Genomic DNA, 24,325 nt, shown 5'->3' with positions numbered 1-24,325 from the left:
CATGTGCGGGAAAGGTTCCTCCGAGGTAACGGCGCGCGCCACCGAGGGAAACAACCGGTTCCTACCGTGGGAGTCGCCCCACCCCCCAGCCCGACGGAGCACACCATGAACCAGCACCTGGTCGTCGTCGGCGGCGGCATGGTCGCGCAGCGGCTGGTGGAGGCGTTGCGTGACCGCGACACCGCCGGCGCCTGGCGCATCACGGTGCTGGCGGAGGAGCCGCGACGCCCGTACGACCGCGTCGCACTCACCAGCTACTTCTCCGGTCGCGACGCCGACGACCTCGCGCTCGGCGACCCGGAGCTCTGGTCCGACCCGCTGGTGACGCTGGTGCGCGACGACGCGGTGACCCACCTCGACCGCGACGCCAAGACGGTGACCACGGCCCGCGGCCGCACGGAGCACTACGACCACCTGGTGCTGGCGACGGGCTCGTCGGCCTGGGTGCCCCCGCTCGAGGGCGCCGACCTGCCGGGCGTCTTCGTCTACCGCACCGTCGACGACGTCGCCGCGCTGCGCGGGTACGTCGAGAAGCTCTCCGAGGACCGCGTGGTCAAGGGCGCGGTGCTCGGCGGTGGCCTGCTCGGCCTCGAGGCGGCCGGCGCGCTCCAGGCGCTCGGCGCCCGGACCACGGTCCTCCAGGTGGGCACCCACCTCATGTCCGCGCAGGTGGACCTCGGCGGCGGCGAGGCGCTGCGCCGGCTCATCAACCAGCTCGGTGTCGGTGTCCGCCTCAACGCGATGACCACCAAGATCAAGCCCCACCGCCGCGGCGGCGTCGGTCGCCTGGAGCTGGCCGACGGGGGCCGTGTCGACGCGGACGTCGTCGTGATCGCCGCCGGGGTGCGTCCCCGCGACGAGCTCGGCCGGGCCTCCGGGCTGGCGATCGGCGAGCGCGGCGGCATCGTGGTCGACGACACCTGCCTGAGCAGCGACCCGGACGTCTCCGCCGTCGGCGAGGTCGCCTGCATCCAGGGCGCCACCATCGGCCTGGTCGCACCGGGGTACGCGATGGCGGAGATCACCGCCGACCGCCTGCTCGGGGGCGTCTCGGAGTTCCCCGGCGCGGACACGGCCACCAAGCTCAAGCTCTCCGGGGTCGACGTCGCCAGCTTCGGCGACGCGTTCGGCCAGACTCCCGGCGCCCTCGAGATCGTCTGGGCCGACCCGGTGGGGGGCGTCTACAAGAAGCTCGTCATGTCCGACGACGCCCGCACGCTGCTCGGCGGCGTCCTCGTCGGCGACGCCAGCGCGTACGCCAGCCTGCGCCCGATGCTCGGACGTGAGCTGCCCGGCGACCCGGGCGCGTACCTGCTGCCCGAGGGCGGCGGGGGAGCGCCCGAGCTGGAGCTGCCCGACGACGCCGCCGTCTGCTCCTGCAACAACGTCTCGGCCGGCACCATCCGCGGCGCGGTCACCGACCACGGCTGCACCGACCTCGGCGCGGTCAAGGCGTGCACCAAGGCGGGCACCAGCTGCGGCTCCTGCCTCCCGCTGGTCAAGAAGCTGGTCACCACCGAGCTGGCCGCCCAGGGGATCGCCGTCAGCACCGCCCTGTGCGAGCACTTCGCCCTGTCCCGCGCGCAGCTGTACGACGCCGTCCGGGTCAGCGGCGTCTCGTCGTTCACGCAGGTCATCGAGCGGTTCGGCACGCGGGCCGAAGGGCGCGGTTGCGACATCTGCCGGCCGACGGTCGCCTCGATCCTGGCCACCACGTCCCCGGCCCACGTGCTCGAGGGCGAGCGTGCCACGCTCCAGGACACCAACGACCACGTCATGGCCAACCTCCAGAAGGACGGCTCCTACTCGGTGGTCCCGCGGATCGCCGGCGGCGAGGTGACGCCGGAGGGCCTGATCGCCATCGGTGAGGTGGCCAAGGACTTCGGGCTGTACACCAAGATCACGGGCGGCCAGCGGATCGACATGTTCGGCGCCCGCATCGACCAGCTGCCCCTCATCTGGCAGCGGCTGATCGACGCGGGCTTCGAGTCCGGGCACGCGTACGGCAAGTCGCTGCGCACCGTGAAGTCCTGCGTCGGGTCGACGTGGTGCCGGTACGGGGTCCAGGACTCGGTGGCGCTCGCGGTCATGCTCGAGCTGCGGTACCGCGGCCTGCGCTCTCCGCACAAGATCAAGCTGGGTGTCTCCGGCTGTGCGCGCGAGTGCGCCGAGGCCCGCGGCAAGGACGTCGGCGTCATCGCCACCGACAAGGGCTGGAACGTCTACGTCGGCGGCAACGGCGGGTTCACCCCGCGGCACGCGCAGCTGCTCGCCGAGGATCTCGACACCGAGACCCTGATCCGCACCATCGACCGTTTCCTCCTCTACTACGTGCGGACGGCGGACCGTCTGCAGCGCACGGCACCGTGGATCGAGGACGTCGAGGGTGGCCTGGACGGCGTCCGCGCGGTCGTCATGGAGGACTCGCTGGGCATCGCGGCGGACCTGGACGAGCAGATGGCCCTGCACGTCGTCGAGTACGAGGACGAGTGGAAGGCCACGCTGGAGGACCCGGAGAAGCTGCGCCGGTTCGCGTCCTTCGTCAACGCCCCCGACACCCCCGACCCCTCGCTGGCGTACGTGCCGGAGCGCGGCCAGTCCCGCCCGGCCACTGCCGACGAGCGGGCCGAGGCACGTCCGACGCCCCACCACGAACCCGTCCTCGTCGCCGGCGCCACCCTGGAGGTCCGCTCATGACCGCGCTGGAGACCGCTGTGTGGACCGCCGTCTGCCGGGTGGACGACCTCGCTCCCGAGCGGGGCGTCGCCGCGCTCCTCGACGGGGAGCAGGTCGCTCTGTTCCGCCTGGTGGACGGCCGCGTGCTGGCGGTCCAACAGCACGACCCGTTCAGCGACGCGCACGTGATCTCCCGCGGCATCGTCGGATCGCGGTTCGTCGACGAGGTCGAGGTACCGACGGTCGCCTCCCCGATGTACAAGCAGGTGTTCGACCTCACGACGGGCCGCTGCCTCGACGTCGCCGGCAAGGCCCCCGCGCGCGGGCTCGGTCCCGACCTGCGCACCTGGCCCGTCCGGGTGACCGACGGACTCGTCGAGGTCGGACGATGACCACCATGCTCGGGCTCCAGCTGACCGGCCGCCAGGTCCTCGTGGTCGGCGGCGGACCGGTGGCCGCCCGCCGCGTGCAGTCCCTGCTGGCCGACGCCGCGCGGGTGGTGGTGGTCGCGCCGCAGCTGTGCGAGGTGCTCCTGGACCTGCACCGGTGGGGGCTGATCGTGTGGCGCGCGCGCGAGGTCACCGAGGCGGACCTCGACGGTGCCTGGCTGGTGCACACGGCCACGGGCGACCGTGCGACCGACGAGGCCGTCGTCGCGTGGGCGGCAGCGCGGCAGACGTTCTGCGTGGACGCGGGGGACGGCTCGGCGGGGTCGGCCCGCACCCCGGCGACCACCCAGCAGGGTGACGTCCTGGTGGGTGTGGTCTCGACGGGCTCCCCGGACCCGCGACGCACGCTCGCGGTGCGCGAGGCCATCGCGACGCAGCTGCGAGAAGGCCGCGTGGACCTGCGCCGGCGCCGGGCGCACGCGGGTCGGGTCGTGCTCGTCGGCGGCGGACCGGGCGACGTCGGGCTCCTCACGCTGGCCGGGCGCCGCGCGCTGGCCGAGGCGGACGTCGTGGTGACCGACCGGCTGGGTCCCGTGGCGGTGCTCGACGAGCTGGCTCCCGGGGTGGAGATCATCGACGTCGGCAAGACGCCCGGGCACCACCCGGTGCCGCAGCACGAGATCGGCCGGATCCTGGTCGAGCAGGCCCAGCGCGGTCGCGTCGTCGTCCGCCTCAAGGGCGGCGACCCGTTCGTGTACGGCCGGGGCGGCGAGGAGGTGCTCGCGTGCCGTGAGGCCGACGTCGCGGTGGAGGTCATCCCGGGGGTGAGCAGCGCGTTCGCCGCGCCCGCCGCCGCAGGCATCCCGCTCACGCACCGCGGCACGGTCGGCGCGGTGCACGTGATGAACGGCCACGACGGCTGGTCGTCCGCCGCGCTCGCCGGCCTGCGGGACGGGTCGTGCACGGTCGTCGTGCTCATGGGCGTGAGCGCCCTGGCCACGCTGGCCACCGAGGCGCTGGACGCCGGTGCCGACCCCGCCACGCCCATCGCGCTGGTGGAGGAGGGCACGCTGCCCGGTCAGCGCGTCACCCGTGCGCGGCTCGACGACGTGGTCGACGTCGCGGCGTCGGCCGGGGTCCGCGCTCCCGCGGTGATCGTCCTGGGCGCGGTCGCGGCGGCGGGTCTGCTCGAGCCCGACCGTGGTGACGCGGCTCACACCCCCGCGTGGTCTGACCCCACAGCCCCCGGCACCGTCACAATGGCCCTGTGAGCGAACCCATCGACCAGACCCTCGCGGGCCTCGTCGTGCTCATCACCGCCGACCGCCGGTCCGCCGAGCTCGCCGCCGCCCTGGGTCGCCGCGGAGCCACGCTCCGGCACGCCCCCGCGCTGAGCATGGTGCCCCACATCGACGACGCCGCCCTGCTGGGTGGCACCCGGTCGCTGCTGGCCGACCCGCCGGACACCGTGGTCGTCACCACGGGGATCGGCTTCCGGGGCTGGATCGAGGCCGCGGACGCACTCGGCCTCGCCGAGCCGCTTGTGGACATGCTGCGGGGCACCCGGATCGTGGCGCGAGGACCCAAGGCACGCGGAGCGATCCAGGCGGCCGGTCTGACCGCCGACTGGGTGGCCGAGTCGGAGACCAGCGCGGAGATCGCCGAGGTGCTCCTGGACGAGGGTGTCGCCGGCCGCGACATCGCCGTCCAGCACCACGGCGCGGGCGCCGACGGACTCGACGACGCGTTCGCCGCCGCGGGCGCACGGGTGCGCAGCCTCGTCGTCTACCGGTGGGGGCCGCCGCCGGACCCCGCCGCGGTGGAGGCCTCGGTCCGCGCCGTCGCAGCCGGAGAGATCGACGCCGTGGTCTTCACGTCGGCGCCCGGCGCGCACGCCTGGCTGGAGGCCGCCGACGACGCCGGCGTCACCGACCGCATCGTCACGCTCGCGCAGCGCGGCAACGTCGTCATGGCCGCCGTCGGACCCATCACGGCCAAGCCGCTGCTCGACCGGGGCATCGAGCCGCTCGTCCCGGAACGAGGCCGCCTCGGCTCGCTGGTCCGCGCGCTCGTCGGTCACTACGGCGGCCTCCAGGCCCTCCAGACCGTCGCCGGTCCGCTCCAGGTCCACCGGGGCACCGCCGTGCTGGACGGGCACGTGCTGGCCCTCACGCCCACCGGGCTGGAGGTCCTCCGTCTGCTCGCCGCCGCGGGCGGCTCCGTCGTCCCGCGCGACCAGGTGCTGGCCGTGCTCCCCGGCGACTCCCGGGACCCGCACGCCGCAGAGGTGGCCATCGCGCGGCTGCGGGACGCGACCGGGAGCCGCGTGCTGATCCGTACCGTGGTCAAGAGGGGATACCGTCTCCAGCTGGAGGAGGCCGTATGACGAACGCGCTGCACGCCCGCGGTCCGGCGCCCGAACGTCCGCACGACGACGTCGACGGGCCTGTCCTCATCGGCTGCTCGCACGGCACCGACGACGTCGCCGGCCGCGCGGCCGTCCGCTCGATCCTCACCGGCGTCGCCTCGGCGCGGCCCGACCTCGACGTGCGCGAGGCGTTCGTGGACGTGCAGGAGCCCGAGGTCGCCGACGTGGTCGAGCACGCCCTGGAGAGCGACGCGTCCGGTGCGGTCGTCGTGCCGCTGCTGCTCTCGGTCGGGTTCCACGTGAAGGTCGACATCGCGGCCGCGGTCGACCAGCCCGGTGCCACCGCAGCGTCGCCGCTCGGTCCTGACCCTCGGCTGGTGGACATCCTGGTGGACCGCCTGGACGCCGCGGGCCTGGCCCCAGACGACCTCGTCGTGCTGGCCGCGGCCGGCTCGACGGACCCCGCCGCCGCGCTCGCGGTGGAGTCGGTCGCCGCCGGCCTGGCCGACCGGCTGGAGCAGCCCGTGACCATCGGGTACGGGGCCGGCGCCGAGCCGCGCGTGCCGGCGGCCGTCGCCACGGCACGGGCCGACGTGCCGCCCGGCGGGCGTGTGGTCGTCGCCTCGTACCTGCTGGCACCGGGCTACTTCTACGACCGGGTGCTCGAGGCGGGCGCCGACGTGGTCAGCGCCCCGCTGGCGCCGGACGAGCGGCTGGTGGACATCGTCCTCGACCGCTACGACGCCGCGACCTGAGACGCGGGTTGCCCCGAAGCGTTCCGTACCTCTAGGAACGAGGGATGCCCAGAGCCGTGCGCGTCCTGACCTCCGCCGTCGCCGTCCTCACCCTCGCGGCGTGCACGTCGTCGGGCGGGCGCGACGAGTCCGAGGACGCAGCGACCCCGACGATCGCACCGGCACCCACCGGCATCTCCGCCTCGCTCACCCCGGCCGACACCCCGGCGTGCCTCCCGGCGGGCACCGCCACGGTGACCACCGGCGCCGCCGACGACCCGACGCTCGTGTCCTTCGCCGGGGGCGGCACCCAGGGGGTGCTCCTGGCGCCGCAGGACCGGGGCGACGCGTGCCAGTGGGCGGACGAGCTGGCCCGGCTGGCGGGGGAGGGCTACCTGGTCGCGTCGTTCGGCTGGTCGGACGACGGCAGGGCGTCGTTCCTGGGCGCCGTCGACACTCTGCGCAGCCTCGGTGCGACGGACGTCGCCCTGGTGGGCGCCTCGAAGGGCGGCACGTACGCGGCGGCGCTCGCCGACGAGGTCGACGCGGTCGCGGTCGTGGCGCTCGGTCCACCGGCCGCCTTCGACGGCCAGGTCGCCCTGGCCGCGTCCAGCACCTACACCGGCCCGCTGCTGGTCATCGCGTCGACCGACGACCCGAACGTCGGCGTCGACTCGTCGCGAGCGGTGTCCCGCGCCGACGACCCCGGCACGTTCCTCGAGCTCGCCGGCAACGCCCACGGGGTGGCCCTGTTCACCACCGACCACCGCGAGCAGGTGCAGCAGGCCATCGACGACACGCTCGCGACCGGCTTCGGCTCCTGACAGCCCGAAGGCGTGCGACCCCGGGGGTGGGTCGCACGCCTTCGGCGTCTGTCGGGGGAGCGGTCAGACGAACCGGCGCCGCGCGAACGTCGCCAGACCGATCCCTGCGGCGAACAGCGCGATCGCCGCGATGAGGCGACCGAGCGAGGTGACCCCGGTCCCGTCGACCCCGGCGATGTCGATCGAGTACGCCGTGAACCCCGCCGCACCGTCCGGTGCGCCGTAGGCCATGCCCTCGTCGGCGGCCCGGTCGGCCTGTGCGCTGAGCACCGCGTACTTCACGCCGAAGTCCTCCGCGGTGCCCTGACCGCTGACGACCACCTGCGAGGTGCCCTCGTCGGACAGCCGCTGCGTGCCGTCGACGAGCTTCGGCGCACCGTCGGCCGCCTTGGCGGCGCCCTCGGACAGCTGGGTCGACCCGTCGGCGGCATCGCCCAGGCCGGCGGACAGCCGCTGGGAGCCGGCGGCGGCCTTGGCCACGCCCGCGGAGAGCTCCTGCGAGCCCGACGCCGCGGGTGCCAGACCGTCGGACAGCTTCTTGGCGCCGGCAGCCGCCTCGTTCAGCCCGGCAGAGATCTCCTGCGCGCCGGTTGCTGCGGGTGCGAGGCCGTCGGACAGCTTCTTGGCGCCGGCAGCTGCCTCGCGGAGCCCTGCGGAGAGCTCCTGGGAGCCGGTTGCTGCGGGAGCGAGGCCGTCGGACAGCTTCTGGGAGCCGGCGGCCGCGAGCGCGAGACCGCCGGACAGTGAACTGGCACCGGCGTTCAGCTTCGACGCTCCGGCGCCGAGTGCGGTGAGCCCTGACGCGAGGGTCGCCCCACCGGCGTTGAGCTGGCTGGTGCCCGCCTGGAGCGAGTGCACGCCGCCGCGCAGGGTGTTCTCGACGCTGGTGTCGTCGGCGTCACCGACGCCGGACTGCACCTTGGTCACCACACCGCTGACCAGCTGGGTGATGCCGGCGTCGACGTCGGCAATGCCTTCAAGGACGCCCTTCTTCGAGGCGTCGCACACGCCAGGCAGTGACGCGGAGCTGAGACCGCACTGAATCTTAGTGAGGTTGGCGGCCGCGCCGGCGAGCCCCTGCGACAGCGCAGTGGCACCGCCGGCGATGGTCGCCGGGTTGCTGGTGTCGGTGAGGACGGGGACGCCCCCGGACAGCTGGGCGACGACGGCGTCGTACTGCGCGAGGTACGCCGGGTCCATCCCGGCCCGCAGTGACGTCAGCGCGCCGACGCCGGCGGAGAGCTGGTTGCCGAGCGTCACCGCCCCGCTGGACAGGGTGGAGGCCGATGTCGCGGCCCCGGAGACCCCCGTCCGGACCTGGTCGATGCCCGCCGTCAGCGTCGACGTCGCGGTTCGTAGCTGCGTGATGCCGTCATGCAGGCCCTGAGCCTGGGTGGGCAGCGTGCCGATGTCGCCGTACAGCTTGGCCAGACCAGCGTCGACCAGGTCCAGTCCGGAGCCGACCTGGACCAGCCCGGCGAGGAGTGCCGGTGCCTTGGAGCTTGCCTCGGCGAGACCCACGTCCAGCGCTCCTGCGCCGGCCGCGAGGTTGGCCGCCCCGGGCGCGAGCTGCGAGTTCAGGCCCGCTGCGAGCCCGGCGGCGCCGGGGGCGGCCTCGCCGGTGAGTCCGGCGGCGAGCTTGGCGGCTCCGGGTGCGAGCTTGTCGTTCAGGCCGGCCGCCAGCTGGGAGGCGCCGGGGACGCCGTCTCCGTTGAGACCAGCTGCGAGCTTGGCGGCGCCGGGGGCGAGCTTGTCGTTCAGCCCTGCGGAGAGGCGGGAGGCGCCGGGGGCGGCCTCGCCGTTGAGCCCGGCGGCGAGCTTGGCGGCGCCGGGGGCGAGCTTGTCGTTCAAACCGTCGGAAAGTTCCGCCGCGCCGGGGACCGCCGTGTCGTTGAGCCCGTCGGAGAGCTTCGCCGCGCCGTCGCGGAGCTGGAGCAGCCCGGCGAGCAGCTGGGCCGCGCCGTCGTGCAGCTGGATGACGGAGTCGTCGAGCTTCAGGCCCGCGCCCGTGAGGTCGACGCCCTTCTGCGCGCCGGCCTGGTAGCTGGCGGCGCCACCCTTGAACGAGGGGTAGTCCAGCGGGGAGACCGCCATCGACGTGAGCGTGGCCTTCGGGACGACCGCGTGGCTGACCTGCGCGGTGTAGCCGAACTCGGCGCTCGCGGAGCCGATGGGCGGGAACAGGGTCATCTGGAACTGCATGCGGGTGCCGCCGCGTCCGTCACCGGCGATGCCGGCCTCGTCGGACTGCACGTCGGTGAACGTGGCGGGCAGGACCGTGACCAGCTGGCCGATCATGGGGACGACGGTCTGGGCCGAGGCCGTCGCCTGCGTGCCGGTGCCGTCGTCGTACGAGACGTCCTGCATCGACCCGGTGACGTTGGTGACCTTGTAGTGCACCCCGAGCGTGCCGGTCTTGCCGACCACCGCGCCGGGCTGCACGGCCTTGCCGTCGAACGTGTAGGTGACCTCGACAGTGAGGGGGAGGTCCTTGTCGTAGGTGCTCACGGAGCGCTCGCGGCGCTCGCCGTCGACGCTCAGCGTGGTGACCTGCTTGCCGTCGACCACCTTCTGGCCGCCGAACCCGTCGAGGTTGCGCAGGCCCTTGGTGGACACGGGGTTCTCGATCGTCGTGGTGCCCGTGCCGCTCAGGGCGAGCTGCTCGTACACGCGCGCGCTCTGATAGGCGCCGGTGGCGGACAGCCGGGCCTGGACGGTCTCGGTGTTGGTGACGGTGACGTCGCCGGAGTCCGCGGCGAACGCGGGGGTTCCCGCGGTGCCGACGAGCAGGGGGATGAGGACGACGGCTGCGGCCGCGGTGGTGGTCGTGCGTCGCACGTCAGGCCTCCGGCTGGGGGTCGAATGGACGGGTGGCAGGCAGGCCGCGGCGGGGTGCGACACCGGAGTTGGCGTCGACCGCCTGCTCGACGGGCGAGAAGAGCGGCACCTCGGCGGTGCGCTCCTCCTCGCGGTCCTGCTCGACGACGGCGCCGAGCAGCGACGTCGCGAGAAAGCCCGCGCCGGCGGCGAGCAGGATCGACGTCGCGGTCGCGGCCGACGAGGTGACGAACGACGCCGGGTCGGCCGTGTAGGTCGCCTCGTACGCACCCGCCATCGCGGCGGCACCCAGGAGCGCGGACCACAGCGGGAGCTTCCCGCGGCTGAGCCCGGCGACCGCCAGGCAGAGCGCCAGGACGACGAGGACCGCGACGGCACGACCGGTTGCGGCGTCGGGCAGGGCCGCGGCGCGCAGGGCGTAGCCGAGCCAGGCTGCGACGAAGCCGACGGCGAACCCGGCCGCGCGCTGCGCGGGGGTCCGGTCGGGCACGAGGCCGAGGGCACCGCCGAGCGCCGCGCCGAGGAGGGCGACGCCCTGGAGCTCGGGACCGGAGATCAGGACGATCGCTGTCGTCAGGAGCGCGAGGACGAGCCCCGCCAAGATGTGACGCTTCATGACCACCTCGTCGTGGTGACTGGCGGAGCGGTTCCGCTCCAGCAGTGCTGCCGGTAGATGGCCGCCCGAGAGCCGGTTGACCTGCACCGTCGCCGTTGACGGGTCAGGTCGCCAGGGTTCTCGGGCGGGACCAGCGCACTGTCTACCAGCGCACAAAGCATCTGAGCCACGCGGTACTAGGTAAATCTGCTGCGGTAGCAGGTAACCGTTATGGCCCCGTGACCTAGGTCCCTTGTGAAGGGCTCAGAGGTAGCGCAGCGGGTCGAACTCCTCGAGCGGGATGATCCGCAGGCGGGGGAGCTGGACGTTGAACGCGGCGACGTCACCCTCGAGGTCGAACGTCTCCAGCCCGCGGCCGACGAGGGCGGACAGCTGGGTGCTGGTGAACTCGCGGAAGGCGAGCAGGCCGACGCGACGGTCCTCGTCGTCGACGAGCTGTTCGAGCTCGGGCGCGAAGTCGCCGTCGTGGCTGGCCAGGAGCACGTCGCCACCGCGGCCGTGGATGGCCTCGAGCGTGCGCTTGATGCCGATGTCGACGACCTTCTCGTACGACTCGCCCGACAGCGGGATCGGCTGGAACCCGATGGCCAGCAGCGCCTGCACGAACGACATCGGCAGGTTGCCGTTGGAGGCGTTGAGGAAGAAGAGGGCCTTGACCGGCTGGTTCCACGTCTGCTGCGCGAAGGTCAGCACGCGTTCCCAGCGGGGCCGCTGCTCGGGGGTGGGCCGCCCGCCGAGGATCGACGAGCCGAGCGTCGCGTCGATGTTCTCGCCGTCCACCAGCAGGTAGGTGGTGCGCGGTGCCGCCTCGGTCGTCATCGCGTCAGCGTATCCGCAGGTGGACCGGCCCGGACCCGACGAGCGGGCCCGGGCCGGAGACCGTCACGCGACCGTGCACGCCGTCCCGTTGAGGCTGAACGCGCTCGGCGCGGTGTTGCTGCCGCTGTGCGAGCCGTTGAACCCGAACTGCTGGCTGCCGCCCGCGGGGATGGACCCGTTCCAGGCAGCGTTCTTCACGGTCACGGCTGAGCCGGACTGGGTGGTCACCGAGCTCCACGCCTGCGTCACGGTCTGCCCGGCGGGGAAGCTGAACGTGAGCGTCCAGCCGTTGATCGCCGTCGACGACGTGTTCTTCACGACGACGTTCGCGGTGAAGCCGGTGTTCCACTGGTTCACGCCGTAGGTCACCTGGCAGCCGGCCGTCGGCGGCGTGGTCGGTGTCACCGGCGGGGTCGTCGGAGTCACCGGGGGCGTCGTCGGCGTGATGCCCCCGAAGGCCGACGCGATCGCGTCGTATGCCGGCTTCTTGGCGTAGTTCGCGTCCCACACGAGTGCGGCACCTTGGCCGGGGAAGGTGTCCGGAACCCACGAGTACTTGTCGGTGATGCCCCAGATGGTCACGCCCTGGCAGCGGCTGACAGCGAGGCAGATCTGGAAGACCTTCTTGAAGTCGGCGGCCTGGGTGGCCAGCTTTGTGGCGTCGGACGGCGTCTGCATGCGGATGTCGAGCTCGGTGACCCGCACGTCGACCCCCAGGTCGGCGAACCGCTGCAGGTTCTGCTGCATGGTCGAGGGCACCTGCCCGATGATCAGGTGCGACTGGAACCCGACGCAGTCGATGGGGACCCCGCGCGCCTTGAAGTCCTTGACCAGGTTGTAGATCGCGGTGCTCTTGGAGTTCACGGCGTCCGTGTTGTAGTCGTTGATGCAGAGCTTGGCGTTCGGGTCGGCGGCGCGGGCGGCCCGGAACGCGGTCTCGATGTACCCGTCACCGAGCTTCTGCTGGAACGGGGAGTCGGAGCGGCGTTCGCCGTTCTCGCCGAACGCCTCGTTGACCACGTCCCACGCGACGACCTTGCCCTTGAAGTGCGTCGCGACGTTGGTGACGTGGTTGGTCATCGCGGACTGCAGCGCCGTGCCGGACAGGTTGTTCACCCAGCCCGGCAGCTGGGAGTGCCACACGAGGGTGTGGCCGTAGACCTTCTTGCCGCCGCTCGCCGCGTAGCTGACCACCTGGTCGCCGCCGCCGTAGCTGAACGAGTTCTGGGACGGCTCGGTGGCGTCCCACTTCATCGCGTTCTCCGGGACGACGAGGGTGAACTCGCTGTCGGCGATCGACTTGTAGGCCGACTCGGAGAGCCGGTTCGGGTCCAGTGCGAAGCCGATGTCCTTGCCGGCCGCGGTGGCCAGGTCCTTCAGCGACGACGCCGCCTGCGCGGGGATCGCCAGTGCGGCCCCGACGGCGGCGGTCACCGCGAGAGCGACCGCGGCGGTGCGGAGCGCGGAACGGCGGGGTGGATGGACGACAGGCATGGGGTTCCTCCTCGTTGAGCCAAGTGCCGATCGCACAGTGGTCGTCGGTGCTCCCCGCCGCGAGGTACCGAAACATTTCAGGCGCCGCCCCACGACACTTTCGATATCCGCGGCCCGGAACATCCCCCGAACCGAGCCCGTTGAGACAAGATCGATGCGTATGCATGAAAGGGAGGGCGTGGGTCGATGACGGACGCGAACCGGGAGCTGCCGGGCACGCGGGAGGCCGCCGAGGCGTGGGAGTCGCTGTTCCGCGCCCAGGTGGCGCTCATGCGGCGGTTCCAGCGCGACGACGTCTGGGGCGACCTCACGATCCGCGAGTACGACGTCCTGTTCACCCTCTCGGGCTGCCCGGACGGCACGGCGCGGCTCAAGGAGCTGGGCGAGGGGAGCCTGCTCACGCAACCGAGCCTGTCCCGGATGGTGGAGCGCCTCGAGCAGGACGGCCTGGTCACGCGCGGACCGGTGCAGGGCGACGCGCGCGGGGTGGCGGTCAGCCTGACCCCCGAGGGCCGGCGCGTGCAGCGGGAGATCGGTCGTCGGCACGTGCGCTCGATCCGACGCCTGGTCGGGGGAGCGCTGGACACCGAGGAGCTGACGACGCTGCGCACCCTCACCGACAAGCTGCGCGCCGCCCAGGCGCGGATCCCCGACCCGTCGGGGTCAGACGCCTAGGGCTGTGTTCCTACCCGCTGCGGTCATACCCGCAGCGCCCTCAGCTCGGCGGCCACGACCGCCGGGGTGGGTCGCGCGGCGGGGTCCTCTGCCGTCATCGCCCGCAGCAGTCGCATCCAGTCCCGGCCGAAGCGCTCCGGCACGTCCACCGGGTCCAGCAGGCGGGCGAGCGAGCTGGTCAGGGGGTCGCCGGGATAGGCCCGCACTCCCGTCAGGCACTCCAGCAGGACGAGGCCGAGGGAGTAGACGTCGCTCGGGGGGCCCGCAGGGTGGCCGAGCGCCTGCTCCGGGCTCTGGTATCCGGCGGTACCGGACGTCCCTCGCGGCGTGAGCGGCGCGCCCGCGGCAGTCACGGCGATGCCGAAGTCGGCGAGCACCACCGGCAACCAGGGCGCGTCGCGGGCGCCGCTCTCCGCGCGGTCCGTCGCCACGAGCACGTTGGACGGCTTGACGTCGCGGTGGGCCACGCCGGCGCCGTGCGCGTGGCCGAGCGCGAGCGCCAGCTGCCGGCCGACGTCGGCGGTGAGGGAGGGGGCGAGGGGGCCGTCGGCGATGGTGTCGCGCAGGGTGCGGCCGTCGACCAGCTCCATGACGAGGAAGGCGACGGGACCGGCGTCCGGGAGCACGTCCGCGCCCACGTCGAGCAGGGCGACCAGGCTGGGGTGCGCGAGCGAGGACAGGATGCGCGCCTCGTGCGCGTAGCGGCGGATCTCGTCGGGCGAGGCAGTACCGATCGAGAACAGCTTGAGCGCCACCGGCCGGTGCAGGCGCGTGTCGGTCGCCCGGAACACCTCGCCGGAGCCGCCCCGGCCGAGCTGCTGCTCGAGGTGGTAGCGGCGTCCGAGCGGTGCGGTCGCCGACGGGCGGAACTCGGTCGGTGGCACGGCATACCTGTCGTCGGCGATGTGGGCAGATCTGACGGTAGAAGCCCGGGGGGCGGACCGCACCCCGGGGACGCGGCGAACGGGTGACGGACGGGTGTGTCGCGCTTGCAGCGGGATGCAAGCCACTTGCAGTGTCGCGCAGTACAGTGACAGTCATGTCCCGGCGACTCGCAGAGGTAGCACGCAAGGTCGGCGTCTCGGAGGCCACCGTCAGCCGCGTGCTGAACGGGAAGCCCGGCGTCTCGGAGTCCACGCGCGAGGCCGTGCTCACGGCCCTCGACGTGCTCGGCTACGAGCGGCCGACGAAGCTGCGCGGAGAGCGTGCCCGTCTGGTGGGCCTGGTGCTCCCCGAGCTCCAGAACCCGATCTTCCCCGCGTTCGCCGAGGTGGTCGGCGGCGCCCTCGCCCAGCAGGGCTTCACCCCCGTCCTGTGCACGCAGACGGCCGGGGGCGTCTCGGAGGCCGACTACGTCGAGCTTCTGCTCGGGCAGCAGGTGTCAGGGATCGTCTTCGCCGGGGGGCACTACGCGCAGCGCGACGCCACGCACGGCCACTACGAGCGGCTCACCAGCCGGAACCTTCCGGTCGTCCTCATCAACGCCTCGATCGAGGAGCTCCCGTTCCCACGTGTCTCGTGCGACGACGAGGTCGCCATCGAGCAGGCGGTCGGGCACCTGGCGTCGCTCGGGCACACGAAGATCGGTCTCGTGCTGGGGCCCGTGGACCATGTGCCGTCCGAGCGCAAGCTCCGCGCGGCGCAGGCGATCACGCAGCGGCTCGGCCTGGAGCTCGGCGAGAACCAGGTGGTCCGCAGCGCGTACTCCCTCGAGAGCGGCCAGGCGGCCGGCAACCGGCTGCTGCGCGAGGGCGTGACCGGCATCGTCTGCGCCAGCGACCCGTTGGCGCTCGGGGTCATCCGTGCCGCTCGGCGGGCCGGCCTGCGCGTCCCGGACGACGTCTCCGTCGTCGGCTACGACGACTCGGCGTTCATGAGCTGCACGGAGCCCCCGCTGACGACGGTGCGCCAGCCGATCGAGCCCATGGGCCGTGCGGCGATCGACCTGCTGGTGAGCCAGATCCACGGCAGCGCCGTGCCGCAGGACGAGCTGCTCTTCGAGCCGGAGCTGGTCGTGCGGGGTTCGACCGGCCCCGCGCCGACGCAGCCGGTGACCGTCCAGGACTGACCCCCGCCGTTCGAACCGACCCCGTCCTGCCGTTGAGCAGGGCGGGGTCTTCGTCGTCTCATCGAGATCCCCCGGCGTTCCGGTCACGCTTCGATAACTGTTCTGTCAGTTTCTTGCGTGGTTCTGGTCGGTTCCTTTAGTGTCTGGAACGCGACAGCGGCGTCTCGCGGGGTCCTCCGGGCCTGTGGCGAACGGTGCGGCCGCGCGAAGAGCAGAGGACGACCGGCCCCGGCGACGTCGACGGCGGCCCACGAGAGACGAGACGCGAGTGGCGCAGGCGCAGCCCGAGACGGACCCGCAGTGGTGGCGTGGCGCGGTGATCTACCAGGTCTACCCGCGCAGCTTCGCCGACGGGAACGGCGACGGCACCGGCGACCTGGCCGGCCTGCGGTCGCGGCTGCCGTACCTGCGGGACCTCGGCGTGGACGCGATCTGGGTCACCCCCTGGTACGTCTCCCCGCTCGCCGACGGCGGCTACGACGTCGCCGACTACCGCGCGATCGACCCCGCCTTCGGCACCCTCGAGGAGGCCGAGCTGCTCATCAGCGAGGCCCTCGGGCTGGGCATCCGCACCATCATCGACGTCGTCCCCAACCACGTCTCGGACCAGCACGTGTGGTTCCAGGCCGCGCTGGCCGCCGGTCCCGGCTCGCCGGAGCGTGAGCGGTTCTGGTTCCACCCCGGCAAGGGCGAGCACGGCGAGCAGATCCCCACCGGCTGGGTGTCCGACTTCCAGGGCAACACCTGGACGCGGACCACCAACCCCGACGGGACGCCCGGCGAGTGGTACCTGCACCTGTTCGCGCCGCAGCAGCCCGACGTCAACTGGTCCCACCCGGACGTGGTCGCGGAGTTCGAGGCCGTGCTGCGGTTCTGGTTCGACCGCGGGGTGGCCGGGATCCGCATCGACTCGGCCGCCCTGCTGGTCAAGGACCCCGAGCTGCCCGAGGTCCCGGCCCACCCGGGGCCGGGGGAGCACCCGCACGTGGACCGCGACGAGCTGCACGACGTCTACCGCGGGTGGCGTGCCGTCGCCGACTCCTACGAGGGCACCCGGGTCCTCGTCGGCGAGGTCTGGCTCCAGGACAAGGCGCGCTTCGCGCAGTACCTGCGCCCGGACGAGATGCACACCGCGTTCAACTTCGACTTCATGGCCCGGCCGTGGGACGCCAAGCAGCTGCGCGAGTCCATCGACATCACGCTCGCCGCGCACGGACCCGTCGGCGCGCCGGCCACCTGGGTCCTCTCCAACCACGACGTCACGCGGCCGGTCACCCGGTACGGCCGCGAGGACACGTCGTTCGCGTTCGCCGCCAAGCGCTTCGGCATCCCGACCGACCTGGCCGTCGGCCTGCGACGGGCCCGGGCGGCCGCACTGCTCACCGCGGCCCTGCCGGGGTCGCTCTACCTCTACCAGGGTGACGAGCTGGGTCTGCCGGAGGTCGAGGACCTCCCGCTGGGGCTGCTCCAGGACCCGATGCACTTCCGGTCCGAGGGCGTCGACCCCGGCCGGGACGGCTGCCGCGTCCCGCTGCCCTGGGCGGGCACGTCCGCCCCGTACGGCTTCGGGTCGGGCGGGTCGTGGCTCCCGCAGCCCGAGGGCTGGGCGGACCTGACCGTCACGGCGCAGGAGGCCGACCCCGCGTCGACCCTCCACCTGTACCGCGACCTCCTGGCGATCCGCCGGGCCGAGCCCGCCCTGGGCGACGGACCGATGACGTGGATCGACACCCCCGACGACGTGCTCGCGTTCGCCCGCGGCGACCTCGTGTGCGTCGTCAACCTTGGCGACGAGCCCGCCGCCCTGCCCACCCACACCGAGCTCCTGCTCTCGAGCGCCCCGCTCGAGGCAGGCCTGCTGCCGCGCGACACCGCCGCGTGGCTGCGCACCCCCGCCTGACCCGACCGCACCACCCGCACACGCACCAGATCGCGACCTGGCACCCCGTCCGGCGCGTTCCCTCACGAAGGAGTGACGATGAGGTCCTCACGCAGCACCGCGCTCGCCATGGCCGGTGTGCTCTCGCTCGGCCTGCTGGCCGCGTGCAGCACCGACGACGACCCGTCCGGCGACTCGACGGCCGACGGCGACAAGATCACCATCACGGTCGCCGGCCTCCAGCCCGGCGCCGAGCAGACGGCCGTCGACGCGCTCGACGAGCGGGTCCAGCAGTTCGAGGCGAAGTACCCCGACATCGACATCGAGACCCAGGAGTACAACTGGCTGGCGTCGACCTTCGCGGCCGACCTCGCCGGCGGCACTCTGCCCGACGTGTTCGAGGTGCCCGCCACGGACACCAAGGTGCTCATCCAGAACGGCCAGATCGCCGACATCGACGAGCAGGTCAAGCAGCTGTCCTACGCGGACGACTTCAACCCGGAGGTCCTGGCGGCCGGGCTCAGTGACGACGGCAAGGTCTATGCCGTCCCCGCCAAGTCCATCTACGCCGTGGCGCTGCACTACAACCGGAAGCTGTTCACGGACGCCGGACTGGACCCGGACAAGCCGCCGACCACCTGGGACGAGGTGCGCGCGGCCGCCAAGACCATCAAGGACAAGACCGGCGTGCCGGGCTACGCCATGATGGCGCTCGACAACGCCGGTGGGTGGCAGCTGACGGCTGCCGCGTACTCGCGCGGCGGTCGCACGCAGGTGCTCGACGGCGACTCCTACGAGGCCACGCTCACGGACCCGGCGGTCAAGGAGTCGCTCCAGTTCCTCGGCGACCTCAAGGCCGACGGCTCGCTGCTGGAGAACACCCAGCTGGGCTGGGGCGACGTCAACTCCGGGTTCGCCGCCGGGCAGTTCGCCATGTACACGTCGGGCTCCGACATCTACACCGCGCTGGTGCAGAACAACGGGGTCACGGCGGACAACCTGGACTACGGGCTGACCGCGCTGCCGAACGAGGGTGACGACTCCGGCACGCTCGGCGGCGGCACCTACGCCGCGGTGGCTCCGCAGGCCACGGCAGAGGAGAAGGACGCCGCGGTCAAGTGGATCGACTTCTGGTACCTGTCCAAGCTGGTGGACCAGGACCAGGCCGTGGCCGACGCCAAGATCCTCGCGGAGCAGGACCCGCCGCAGGCCGTGGGGACGCCGACGCTCCCGATCTTCAGCAAGGAGCAGTACGAGACCTCGCTGGGCTGGATCCAGGACTACGTCAACGTGCCGCTCGACCACATGGCCGGCTACACCGGCGTGATGTTCGAGCAGCCCGTCATCCCCGAGGCGGCCCGCGCGACGCAGGAGACGTACGGCCTGCTGTTCCCGATCGTGCAGGCCGTGATGACCGACCCCGGCGTGGACCTGGACGCGCTGCTCGCCGAGGCGAACACGCAGTCGCAGGCCCTGATCGACCAGGCCGGCTGACGCGCTGACGGTGCCCGGCCCGGGATCCCCGGGCCGGGCACCTCACCTCGTCGCACCCGTACGGGACCCCGAGAGAAGGACCGCATGACCTCCGACAGCCTCGTCGCCACCTCGGCCCGCAGACGCACCCCCGTGAGCTGGGTGCGCGGCGGCGGCCTGACCACCCTGGTGTTCGCGCTGCCGATGCTGGTGATCTTCGGGGTCTTCTCGTGGGCGCCCATCGTCAAGGCCGTCGTGATGAGCTTCCAGAAGACGAACCTCATCGTGACGGAGTGGGTCGGGCTGGAGAACTTCCAGCGCGTCTTCGCCGACCCGGTGCTGCCGATGGCGGTCCGCAACACCGCGTACTTCGCGCTCCTGGCGCTGATCTTCGGGTACCCCGTGCCGCTGATCGCCGCGGTGCTCATGAGCGAGGTGCGTCGCGCCAAGGGCCTGTTCTCGGCCCTGGCCTACCTGCCGGTCGTCGTCCCGCCGGTGGTCGCGGTCCTGCTGTGGAAGTTCTTCTACGACCCGCGCCCCGAGGGCGTGTTCAACACGATCATCGGGTACGTCGGGATACCGCCCCAACCCTGGCTGCAGAGTGCGACGTCGGCGATGCCGTCGCTCGTGCTCGAAGCCACCTGGGCGGCCGCCGGCGGCACCGTGATCATCTACCTCGCGGCGCTGACCAGCGTCCCGACCGAGCTGTACGACGCCGCCGAGGTGGACGGCGCCTCCGTCTGGGGCAAGATCTGGCACGTCACGATGCCGCAGCTGCGCGGCGTCCTGCTCATCACCTTCATCCTGCAGATCATCGGGACCGCGCAGGTGTTCCTCGAGCCGTACCTGTTCACCGGGGGCGGTCCGGCCAACGCGACGATCTCGGTGCTGCTGCTGGTCTACCGGTACGCGTTCCAGAACAGCCTGGGTGGCAACTACGGCATGGCGACCGCCCTGAGCCTCATGCTCGCGGCGTTCCTGGCCGTGATGTCCCTGGTCTACTTCCGACTCACCCGCAGCTGGAGCACCTCGTGACCACGACCACCCCGAAGCTCCCGGAGGCGGTGCTCCCCGACGCCCTCGAGAACCCGCCGGCCCGCTCCGCACGCGCCACGGGCCCCGACGCGGACCGCACCGCGCTGTCGGTGGCCGACTGGCGTCGACCCCGGGTCCGCGGCACCTGGAACACGCTGCACGTGGTCCTGCTGATCCTGCTGGTCGTCTGGTGCGTGGGGCCGCTGCTGCTGCTCGGCAAGTTCGCGATCACGCCGACGCAGGACATCCTGCGCACCCCGCTGGCGATCTTCCCGAACGGAGTCAAGTGGTCGAACCTGCACGAGGCGTGGTTCGACATCAACATCAGCAAGTACTTCGTCAACACGATCGTGCTCGCGGCGGGGTCGTGGCTGTCCCAGATGCTCGTCGCGACGACCGGCGGGTACGTGCTGTCGGTGCTGCGCCCGCGCTGGGCGAAGTACGCGCAGGCCCTGGTGCTGGCCACGCTCTTCGTGCCGGCAGTGGTGCTCCTGGTGCCGCTCTACCTGATCATCCTGCACCCCCCTCTGGTCGATCACTCGCTGGTCAACTCGTACTGGGCGGTCTGGCTGCCGGCCGGAGCCAGCGCGTTCAACGTGGTGCTGGTGGCGCGGTTCTTCGACAACCTGCCGCGCGAGATCTTCGAGGCCGCCAAGGTGGACGGCGCCGGACCGTTCCGGCTGTTCTGGTCGATCGTGCTGCCCATGAGCAAGCCGATCCTCGGCGTCGTGTCCGTGTTCGCGGTCATCGCGTCCTGGAAGGACTTCCTCTGGCCGCTGCTGGTCCTGCGCAACCCGGACCTCCAGCCGCTGTCGGTCCGGCTCCCGTCGCTCGAGGCGACCACCGACAAGGGCACGCTCATGGCCGCGTACGCGATCGCGACGATCATCCCGATCCTGATGTTCCTGATCTTCCAGCGGATGTTCCTGCGCGGCGCGGGGCTCGGGGGCGCAGTCAAGGGCTGAGCGGAACGTGCTGACACCGCGTGCGGTCAAGATCACGGTCCGCGGAGGCCTCTCACCGCGAGGGCTGCGGACGGCCGATGCGATGATCGTCAGGTGGCCCCCGACACCGCCGTGAGCACCCCGACCTCGACCGTGCGCAGCCCCGTCGCCCCGTACGACGCGCTCCTGCTCTTCTCGTTCGGGGGTCCGGACGGCCCCGACGACGTGCTGCCCTTCCTCCGCAACGTCACCCGGGGCAAGAACATCCCGGACGAGCGGCTGGCCGTCGTCGCCGAGCACTACCACCACTTCGGCGGCGCCAGCCCGATCAACGGCCAGAACCTCGCGCTCCAGAAGGCGCTCACCGAGGAGCTGGCGCGGCGAGGGCTCGACCTGCCCGTGGTGTGGGGCAACCGCAACTGGGAGCCCTTCACGCGCGACGCGCTCTCTGCCGCGTACAGCGACGGAGCGCGCCGCATGGTCGCGGTCGTGACCAGCGCGTACTCGTCCTACTCGGGCTGCCGGCAGTACCGGGAGAACCTCTGGGCGTCGCTCGACGAGCTCGGCGCCGACGTCGGCCTGGGCGAGGGCGAGCACCCCCTGGTGGTCGACAAGGTGCGCTCGTACTTCAACCACCCCGGGTTCGTGCAGGCGAACGTGGACGCCGTGACCGAAGCGTTCGAATCGATCGGGCGCGACGCGCGCCTGGTCTTCGTCACCCACTCGATCCCGGACACCATGGAGGAGGCCTCCCGGGTCTCCGGCGCCTCGTACAGCGCGCAGCACCTCGACGTCGCCGCCACGGTGGCCGCCGCCGTCGAGCAGCGGCTCGGCCGGCCCGTGACCTGGGACCTCACCTACTGCTCGCGCTCCGGCCCGCCCAGCCAGCCGTGGCTGGAGCCCGACGTGAACGACCACCTGACCGCGATCGCGGCGCAGGGGGTGCAGGCCGTCGTGCTGTCGCCGATCGGCTTCGTGTCCGACCACATGGAGGTCGCCTTCGACCTCGACACCGAGGCGCTGGCCACCGCGGCCGCGCTAGGGCTGGTGGCGGTGCGTGCCGGCAGCGTCGGGACCCGCGAGCCGTTCGTGCGCGGGCTGGTCGACCTGGTCCTGGAGCGGGCCGCGCTGGCGCGGGTCGCGGACGAGACCGGCGTGCACCCGGTCATGGACGAGCTCGTCGCGGACGCGGCCGCGCGACCTGTCGTCGAGGCGACGGCCGGCGAGCTGCCGCCCTACCGGTCCGTCTGCCGCCCGGGCTGCTGCCAGATGCGCGCCGCCACCCCCAGCGGCATCCCCGCCGCCTGCTCGACCGACCCCTGGTCCTGACAACCCTCTGGAGCACACCTGCGATGACGCACGACGCCGAGGCCCTCAACGCCACCGTCCGGTACACGATGTGGACCGTGTTCGCCCTCGAGGAGGTGCTGCCCGAGGACGACGACGAGCGCGCCGAGCTCATCGCCGCAGCGCAGGCCGCGGTGGCCGCCGACGGCCTGGTGGTGCGCGGCTGGTACGACGTGGCCGGGCTGCGGGCCGACGCCGACCTCATGGTCTGGTGGCACGCCGAGACGGTCGAGGAGGTGCAGGGCGCCTACCAGCGGCTGCGCGCCAGCGACCTCGGCCGGCACCTGCTGCCCGTCTGGTCCGTGGTGGGCCTGCACCGTCCCGCGGAGTTCAACCGGTCGCACGTCCCCGCGTTCCTGGCGGGGGAGCCCGCCGGCGACTACATGACGGTGTACCCGTTCGTGCGGTCCTACGACTGGTACGTGCTGCCCGAGGACGACCGCCGCCGCATGCTCGTCGAGCACGGCCAGGCCGCCCGCGGCTACGCCGACGTGCGCGCGAACACGGTCTCCGCCTTCGCGCTCGGCGACTACGAGTGGATCCTCGCGTTCGAGGCGCAGGAGCTGCACCGGATCGTGGACCTCATGCGCGACCTGCGCGCCACCGACGCCCGCCTGCACGTGCGCGAGGAGGTGCCGTTCTACACCGGCCCGCGCGTGACCCTCGAGACCTGGGCAGACCGCCAGCCCCGCGGGTGAGAGCAGCAGTGCGATGATCGCGGGATGATCGAGCTGGCGGGTACCTGGCGGTTCACGGCGATCGAGGGCGCGCAGGTCGAGGGTCGGCGACGGGCGACCCCGTGGCTGACGTTCGACGGTGACGGGCAGGTGTTCGGGCTGGCCGGCGTCAACCGCGTGCGCGGCACGTGGGAGCTCGACGGCGACACCCTGACGTTCGGCCCGGTCGTCTCCACGCTGATGGCCGGGCCGCCGGACGCGATGGCCTGCGAGCAGCAGGTGCTGAGGCTGCTCGGTGAGCCCGCGACCGTCTCGACGCCCGACGACGACACCCTCGTGCTGGACGGCGTCGCGCCTGCCCGGCTGGTCCGGGACCCGCACGCCGCCGACCAGCGGGTCTAGGCCGAGACGGCCGCCAGGCCGGGCACGGTGGCCCAGTGGGCGGCCACCTGCTCCAGCGTGTGCACGCGGGTCGCCACGTCGTAGGCGGTCCCCGTGATCATCAGCTCGTCGGCACCGGTCCGCTCCACCAGGGCCGCCAGCTCGTCGACGGCCCGGTCGGCGGTGGTGGCCACCTGGGTGCCCGGGACGCGGGCGAAGAAGTCCGCGGCCGCGGCCGGGTCCAGCGCCGCGAGCTCACGCTCGGCGTCCTCGGGGGAGACGATCGGCCCGAGCGGCCGCCCGGTGCGCAGCGACAGGGCCATGACGCGGCTGGGGCCCGCCAGGTAGTGGGCCTCGTCCTCGGAGTCGGCGACCAGCACGGACGCCGACACCATGAGCCGCGGGGCGTCGAGCACCGGGGACGGCCGGAACGCGCGGCGGTAGGCGTCGGCGGCCTGGAGCGTGTGCCCGGTGTTGAAGTGGTGCGCGTAGCTGAACGGCAGCCCGAGCGATCCGGCCAGCTCCGCGCTGAACGAGCTCGAGCCCAGCAGCCAGACCTGCGGGGTCGAGGTGGCCGACGGGGTCGCGGACAGCCGGGTAGCCCGCAGCGACGGAGCCCGGCCGGGCAGCTGCTGCCCGAGCAGGGCGAGGACGTCGATCACCTCGGCCGGGAAGTCCTCGGCACCCAACCCCTCGACGGTGCGCCGCAGGGCGGCCGCGGTCATCGGGTCGGCACCCGGGGCTCGGCCGATCCCGAGGTCGATGCGGCCCGGGTGCAGCGCCTCGAGCATCGCGAACTGCTCGGCGACCACAAGGGTCGGGTGGTTGGGCAGCATGACCCCGCCGGACCCCACGCGGATGCGGTCGGTCGCCGCCGCGAGGTGCGCCAGCAGGACCCCCGGAGAGGTGGACGCGACCGCCGGCATCGCGTGGTGCTCGGCCACCCAGAAACGCGCGTAGCCGGCGGCGTCGGCGGCACGGGCCAGAGCGGTGGTCGCGGCGAGCGCCTCGCCGGACGACTGGCCGACGGCGACCGGGGAGGTGTCGAGCACGGACAGGGGCACGGGGTTCGGACGAGTCACCTCGTT

At 72.7% G+C, this 24,325-nt stretch carries 21 protein-coding genes; 15 read left to right on the top strand and 6 right to left on the bottom strand.

All coding sequences use genetic code 11. From position 1 onward, the window contains the following. Window positions 1–105 precede the first annotated feature (105 nt). The 6 genes from nirB to ACO06A_RS01770 are packed head-to-tail and all read left to right on the top strand — an operon-like array spanning window position 106 to window position 6,991. Window positions 106–2,697 carry a nitrite reductase large subunit NirB gene (gene nirB / locus ACO06A_RS01795; RefSeq protein WP_421734456.1) on the top strand — a complete coding sequence of 864 codons (2,592 nt, stop codon included), beginning with the start codon at window positions 106–108 and terminating at the stop codon, window positions 2,695–2,697. Continuing rightward, window positions 2,694–3,068, top strand: coding sequence for a nitrite reductase small subunit NirD (gene nirD, locus ACO06A_RS01790; protein ID WP_421734455.1), 375 nt, complete (start codon window positions 2,694–2,696; stop codon window positions 3,066–3,068). The genes nirB and nirD overlap by 4 nt, the downstream gene beginning before the upstream one ends. Continuing rightward, window positions 3,065–4,336, top strand: coding sequence for a uroporphyrinogen-III C-methyltransferase (gene cobA, locus ACO06A_RS01785; RefSeq protein ID WP_421734454.1), 1,272 nt, complete (start codon window positions 3,065–3,067; stop codon window positions 4,334–4,336). Before nirD ends, cobA begins: the two co-directional genes overlap by 4 nt. Continuing rightward, window positions 4,333–5,451, top strand: a complete 1,119-nt coding sequence (locus ACO06A_RS01780) for a uroporphyrinogen-III synthase (RefSeq protein ID WP_421734453.1) — start codon at window positions 4,333–4,335, stop codon at window positions 5,449–5,451. Before cobA ends, ACO06A_RS01780 begins: the two co-directional genes overlap by 4 nt. Next, complete coding sequence (locus ACO06A_RS01775; protein ID WP_421734452.1) at window positions 5,448–6,188, top strand: sirohydrochlorin chelatase; 741 nt, start codon at window positions 5,448–5,450, stop codon at window positions 6,186–6,188. Before ACO06A_RS01780 ends, ACO06A_RS01775 begins: the two co-directional genes overlap by 4 nt. 44 nt (window positions 6,189–6,232) lie before the next feature. After that, entirely contained in the window at window positions 6,233–6,991 is a 759-nt protein-coding gene (locus ACO06A_RS01770; RefSeq protein WP_421734451.1) for an alpha/beta hydrolase, read from the top strand. 63 nt (window positions 6,992–7,054) lie between these two features. Here the strand turns inward: ACO06A_RS01770 and ACO06A_RS01765 are convergent, their stop codons facing one another. The 4 genes from ACO06A_RS01765 to ACO06A_RS01750 form a co-directional block, all read right to left on the bottom strand. Further along, window positions 7,055–9,829 (bottom strand): hypothetical protein, encoded by a 2,775-nt coding sequence (locus ACO06A_RS01765; RefSeq protein ID WP_421734450.1) that lies wholly within the window; start codon window positions 9,827–9,829, stop codon window positions 7,055–7,057. Window position 9,830: 1 nt separating this feature from the next. Next, the gene (locus ACO06A_RS01760) at window positions 9,831–10,445 is read right to left on the bottom strand and encodes a hypothetical protein (protein WP_421734449.1); all 615 of its coding nucleotides are present in this window, start codon (window positions 10,443–10,445) and stop codon (window positions 9,831–9,833) included. Window positions 10,446–10,688: 243 nt separating this feature from the next. Continuing rightward, window positions 10,689–11,264 (bottom strand): NYN domain-containing protein, encoded by a 576-nt coding sequence (locus ACO06A_RS01755; RefSeq protein WP_421734448.1) that lies wholly within the window; start codon window positions 11,262–11,264, stop codon window positions 10,689–10,691. Between the two features lie 63 nt (window positions 11,265–11,327). After that, window positions 11,328–12,758, bottom strand: a complete 1,431-nt coding sequence (locus ACO06A_RS01750) for an endo-1,4-beta-xylanase (RefSeq protein ID WP_421734447.1) — start codon at window positions 12,756–12,758, stop codon at window positions 11,328–11,330. A gap of 186 nt (window positions 12,759–12,944) precedes the next feature. Between ACO06A_RS01750 and ACO06A_RS01745 the strand changes: the two genes are divergently transcribed. Then, window positions 12,945–13,433 carry a MarR family winged helix-turn-helix transcriptional regulator gene (locus ACO06A_RS01745; protein ID WP_421734446.1) on the top strand — a complete coding sequence of 163 codons (489 nt, stop codon included), beginning with the start codon at window positions 12,945–12,947 and terminating at the stop codon, window positions 13,431–13,433. Window positions 13,434–13,456: 23 nt separating this feature from the next. On the opposite strand, the gene ACO06A_RS01740 is transcribed toward ACO06A_RS01745, so the two are convergent. Next, window positions 13,457–14,317: a serine/threonine-protein kinase gene (locus ACO06A_RS01740; protein ID WP_421734445.1), complete on the bottom strand. Its 861-nt coding sequence runs from the start codon at window positions 14,315–14,317 to the stop codon at window positions 13,457–13,459. Window positions 14,318–14,472: 155 nt separating this feature from the next. On the opposite strand from ACO06A_RS01740, the gene ACO06A_RS01735 reads away from it, so the two are divergent. From ACO06A_RS01735 to ACO06A_RS01700, 8 genes are all read left to right on the top strand, one after another. After that, on the top strand, window positions 14,473–15,501 hold the full coding sequence (locus ACO06A_RS01735; protein ID WP_421734444.1) for a LacI family DNA-binding transcriptional regulator: 1,029 nt from the start codon (window positions 14,473–14,475) through the stop codon (window positions 15,499–15,501). A gap of 268 nt (window positions 15,502–15,769) precedes the next feature. After that, window positions 15,770–17,401, top strand: a complete 1,632-nt coding sequence (locus ACO06A_RS01730; protein ID WP_421734443.1) for a glycoside hydrolase family 13 protein — start codon at window positions 15,770–15,772, stop codon at window positions 17,399–17,401. A 78-nt stretch (window positions 17,402–17,479) separates the two neighbouring features. Further along, complete coding sequence (locus tag ACO06A_RS01725) at window positions 17,480–18,874, top strand: ABC transporter substrate-binding protein (RefSeq protein WP_421734442.1); 1,395 nt, start codon at window positions 17,480–17,482, stop codon at window positions 18,872–18,874. Window positions 18,875–18,958: 84 nt separating this feature from the next. Beyond that, entirely contained in the window at window positions 18,959–19,888 is a 930-nt protein-coding gene (locus ACO06A_RS01720) for a carbohydrate ABC transporter permease (RefSeq protein ID WP_421734441.1), read from the top strand. Next, window positions 19,885–20,853, top strand: coding sequence for a carbohydrate ABC transporter permease (locus ACO06A_RS01715; protein ID WP_421734440.1), 969 nt, complete (start codon window positions 19,885–19,887; stop codon window positions 20,851–20,853). The genes ACO06A_RS01720 and ACO06A_RS01715 overlap by 4 nt, the downstream gene beginning before the upstream one ends. Before the next feature lie 93 nt (window positions 20,854–20,946). Next, the gene (locus ACO06A_RS01710; protein ID WP_421734439.1) at window positions 20,947–22,161 is read left to right on the top strand and encodes a ferrochelatase; all 1,215 of its coding nucleotides are present in this window, start codon (window positions 20,947–20,949) and stop codon (window positions 22,159–22,161) included. A 23-nt stretch (window positions 22,162–22,184) separates the two neighbouring features. Continuing rightward, window positions 22,185–22,877 (top strand): hydrogen peroxide-dependent heme synthase, encoded by a 693-nt coding sequence (hemQ, locus tag ACO06A_RS01705; RefSeq protein WP_421734438.1) that lies wholly within the window; start codon window positions 22,185–22,187, stop codon window positions 22,875–22,877. A gap of 24 nt (window positions 22,878–22,901) precedes the next feature. Next, entirely contained in the window at window positions 22,902–23,258 is a 357-nt protein-coding gene (locus tag ACO06A_RS01700) for an META domain-containing protein (protein ID WP_421734437.1), read from the top strand. Here the strand turns inward: ACO06A_RS01700 and ACO06A_RS01695 are convergent. Further along, window positions 23,255–24,319, bottom strand: coding sequence for an LLM class flavin-dependent oxidoreductase (locus ACO06A_RS01695; protein ID WP_421734436.1), 1,065 nt, complete (start codon window positions 24,317–24,319; stop codon window positions 23,255–23,257). The two genes, ACO06A_RS01700 and ACO06A_RS01695, sit on opposite strands and share 4 nt — an antisense overlap. Window positions 24,320–24,325 lie beyond the last annotated feature (6 nt).

This window comes from Cellulomonas sp., from assembly GCF_965229465.1.
Classification (GTDB): Bacteria; Actinomycetota; Actinomycetes; order Actinomycetales; family Cellulomonadaceae; genus Cellulomonas.
The sequence above is the reverse complement of the archived record's forward strand: the minus strand, read 5'-3'. Positions and strand labels throughout refer to the sequence as shown.

Excerpts from the sequence above, each read along its gene's own strand:
- nirB (WP_421734456.1), top strand. The coding sequence starts at position 106 with ATGAACCAGCACCTGGTCGTCGTCGGCGGCGGCATGGTCGCGCAGCGG.
- nirD (WP_421734455.1), top strand. The coding sequence starts at position 2,694 with ATGACCGCGCTGGAGACCGCTGTGTGGACCGCCGTCTGCCGGGTGGAC.
- cobA (WP_421734454.1), top strand. The coding sequence starts at position 3,065 with ATGACCACCATGCTCGGGCTCCAGCTGACCGGCCGCCAGGTCCTCGTG.
- ACO06A_RS01775 (WP_421734452.1), top strand. The coding sequence starts at position 5,448 with ATGACGAACGCGCTGCACGCCCGCGGTCCGGCGCCCGAACGTCCGCAC.
- ACO06A_RS01770 (WP_421734451.1), top strand. The coding sequence starts at position 6,233 with ATGCCCAGAGCCGTGCGCGTCCTGACCTCCGCCGTCGCCGTCCTCACC.
- ACO06A_RS01760 (WP_421734449.1), bottom strand. The coding sequence starts at position 10,445 with ATGAAGCGTCACATCTTGGCGGGGCTCGTCCTCGCGCTCCTGACGACA.
- ACO06A_RS01755 (WP_421734448.1), bottom strand. The coding sequence starts at position 11,264 with ATGACGACCGAGGCGGCACCGCGCACCACCTACCTGCTGGTGGACGGC.
- ACO06A_RS01750 (WP_421734447.1), bottom strand. The coding sequence starts at position 12,758 with ATGCCTGTCGTCCATCCACCCCGCCGTTCCGCGCTCCGCACCGCCGCG.
- ACO06A_RS01745 (WP_421734446.1), top strand. The coding sequence starts at position 12,945 with ATGACGGACGCGAACCGGGAGCTGCCGGGCACGCGGGAGGCCGCCGAG.
- ACO06A_RS01735 (WP_421734444.1), top strand. The coding sequence starts at position 14,473 with ATGTCCCGGCGACTCGCAGAGGTAGCACGCAAGGTCGGCGTCTCGGAG.
- ACO06A_RS01725 (WP_421734442.1), top strand. The coding sequence starts at position 17,480 with ATGAGGTCCTCACGCAGCACCGCGCTCGCCATGGCCGGTGTGCTCTCG.
- ACO06A_RS01720 (WP_421734441.1), top strand. The coding sequence starts at position 18,959 with ATGACCTCCGACAGCCTCGTCGCCACCTCGGCCCGCAGACGCACCCCC.
- hemQ (WP_421734438.1), top strand. The coding sequence starts at position 22,185 with ATGACGCACGACGCCGAGGCCCTCAACGCCACCGTCCGGTACACGATG.
- ACO06A_RS01700 (WP_421734437.1), top strand. The coding sequence starts at position 22,902 with ATGATCGAGCTGGCGGGTACCTGGCGGTTCACGGCGATCGAGGGCGCG.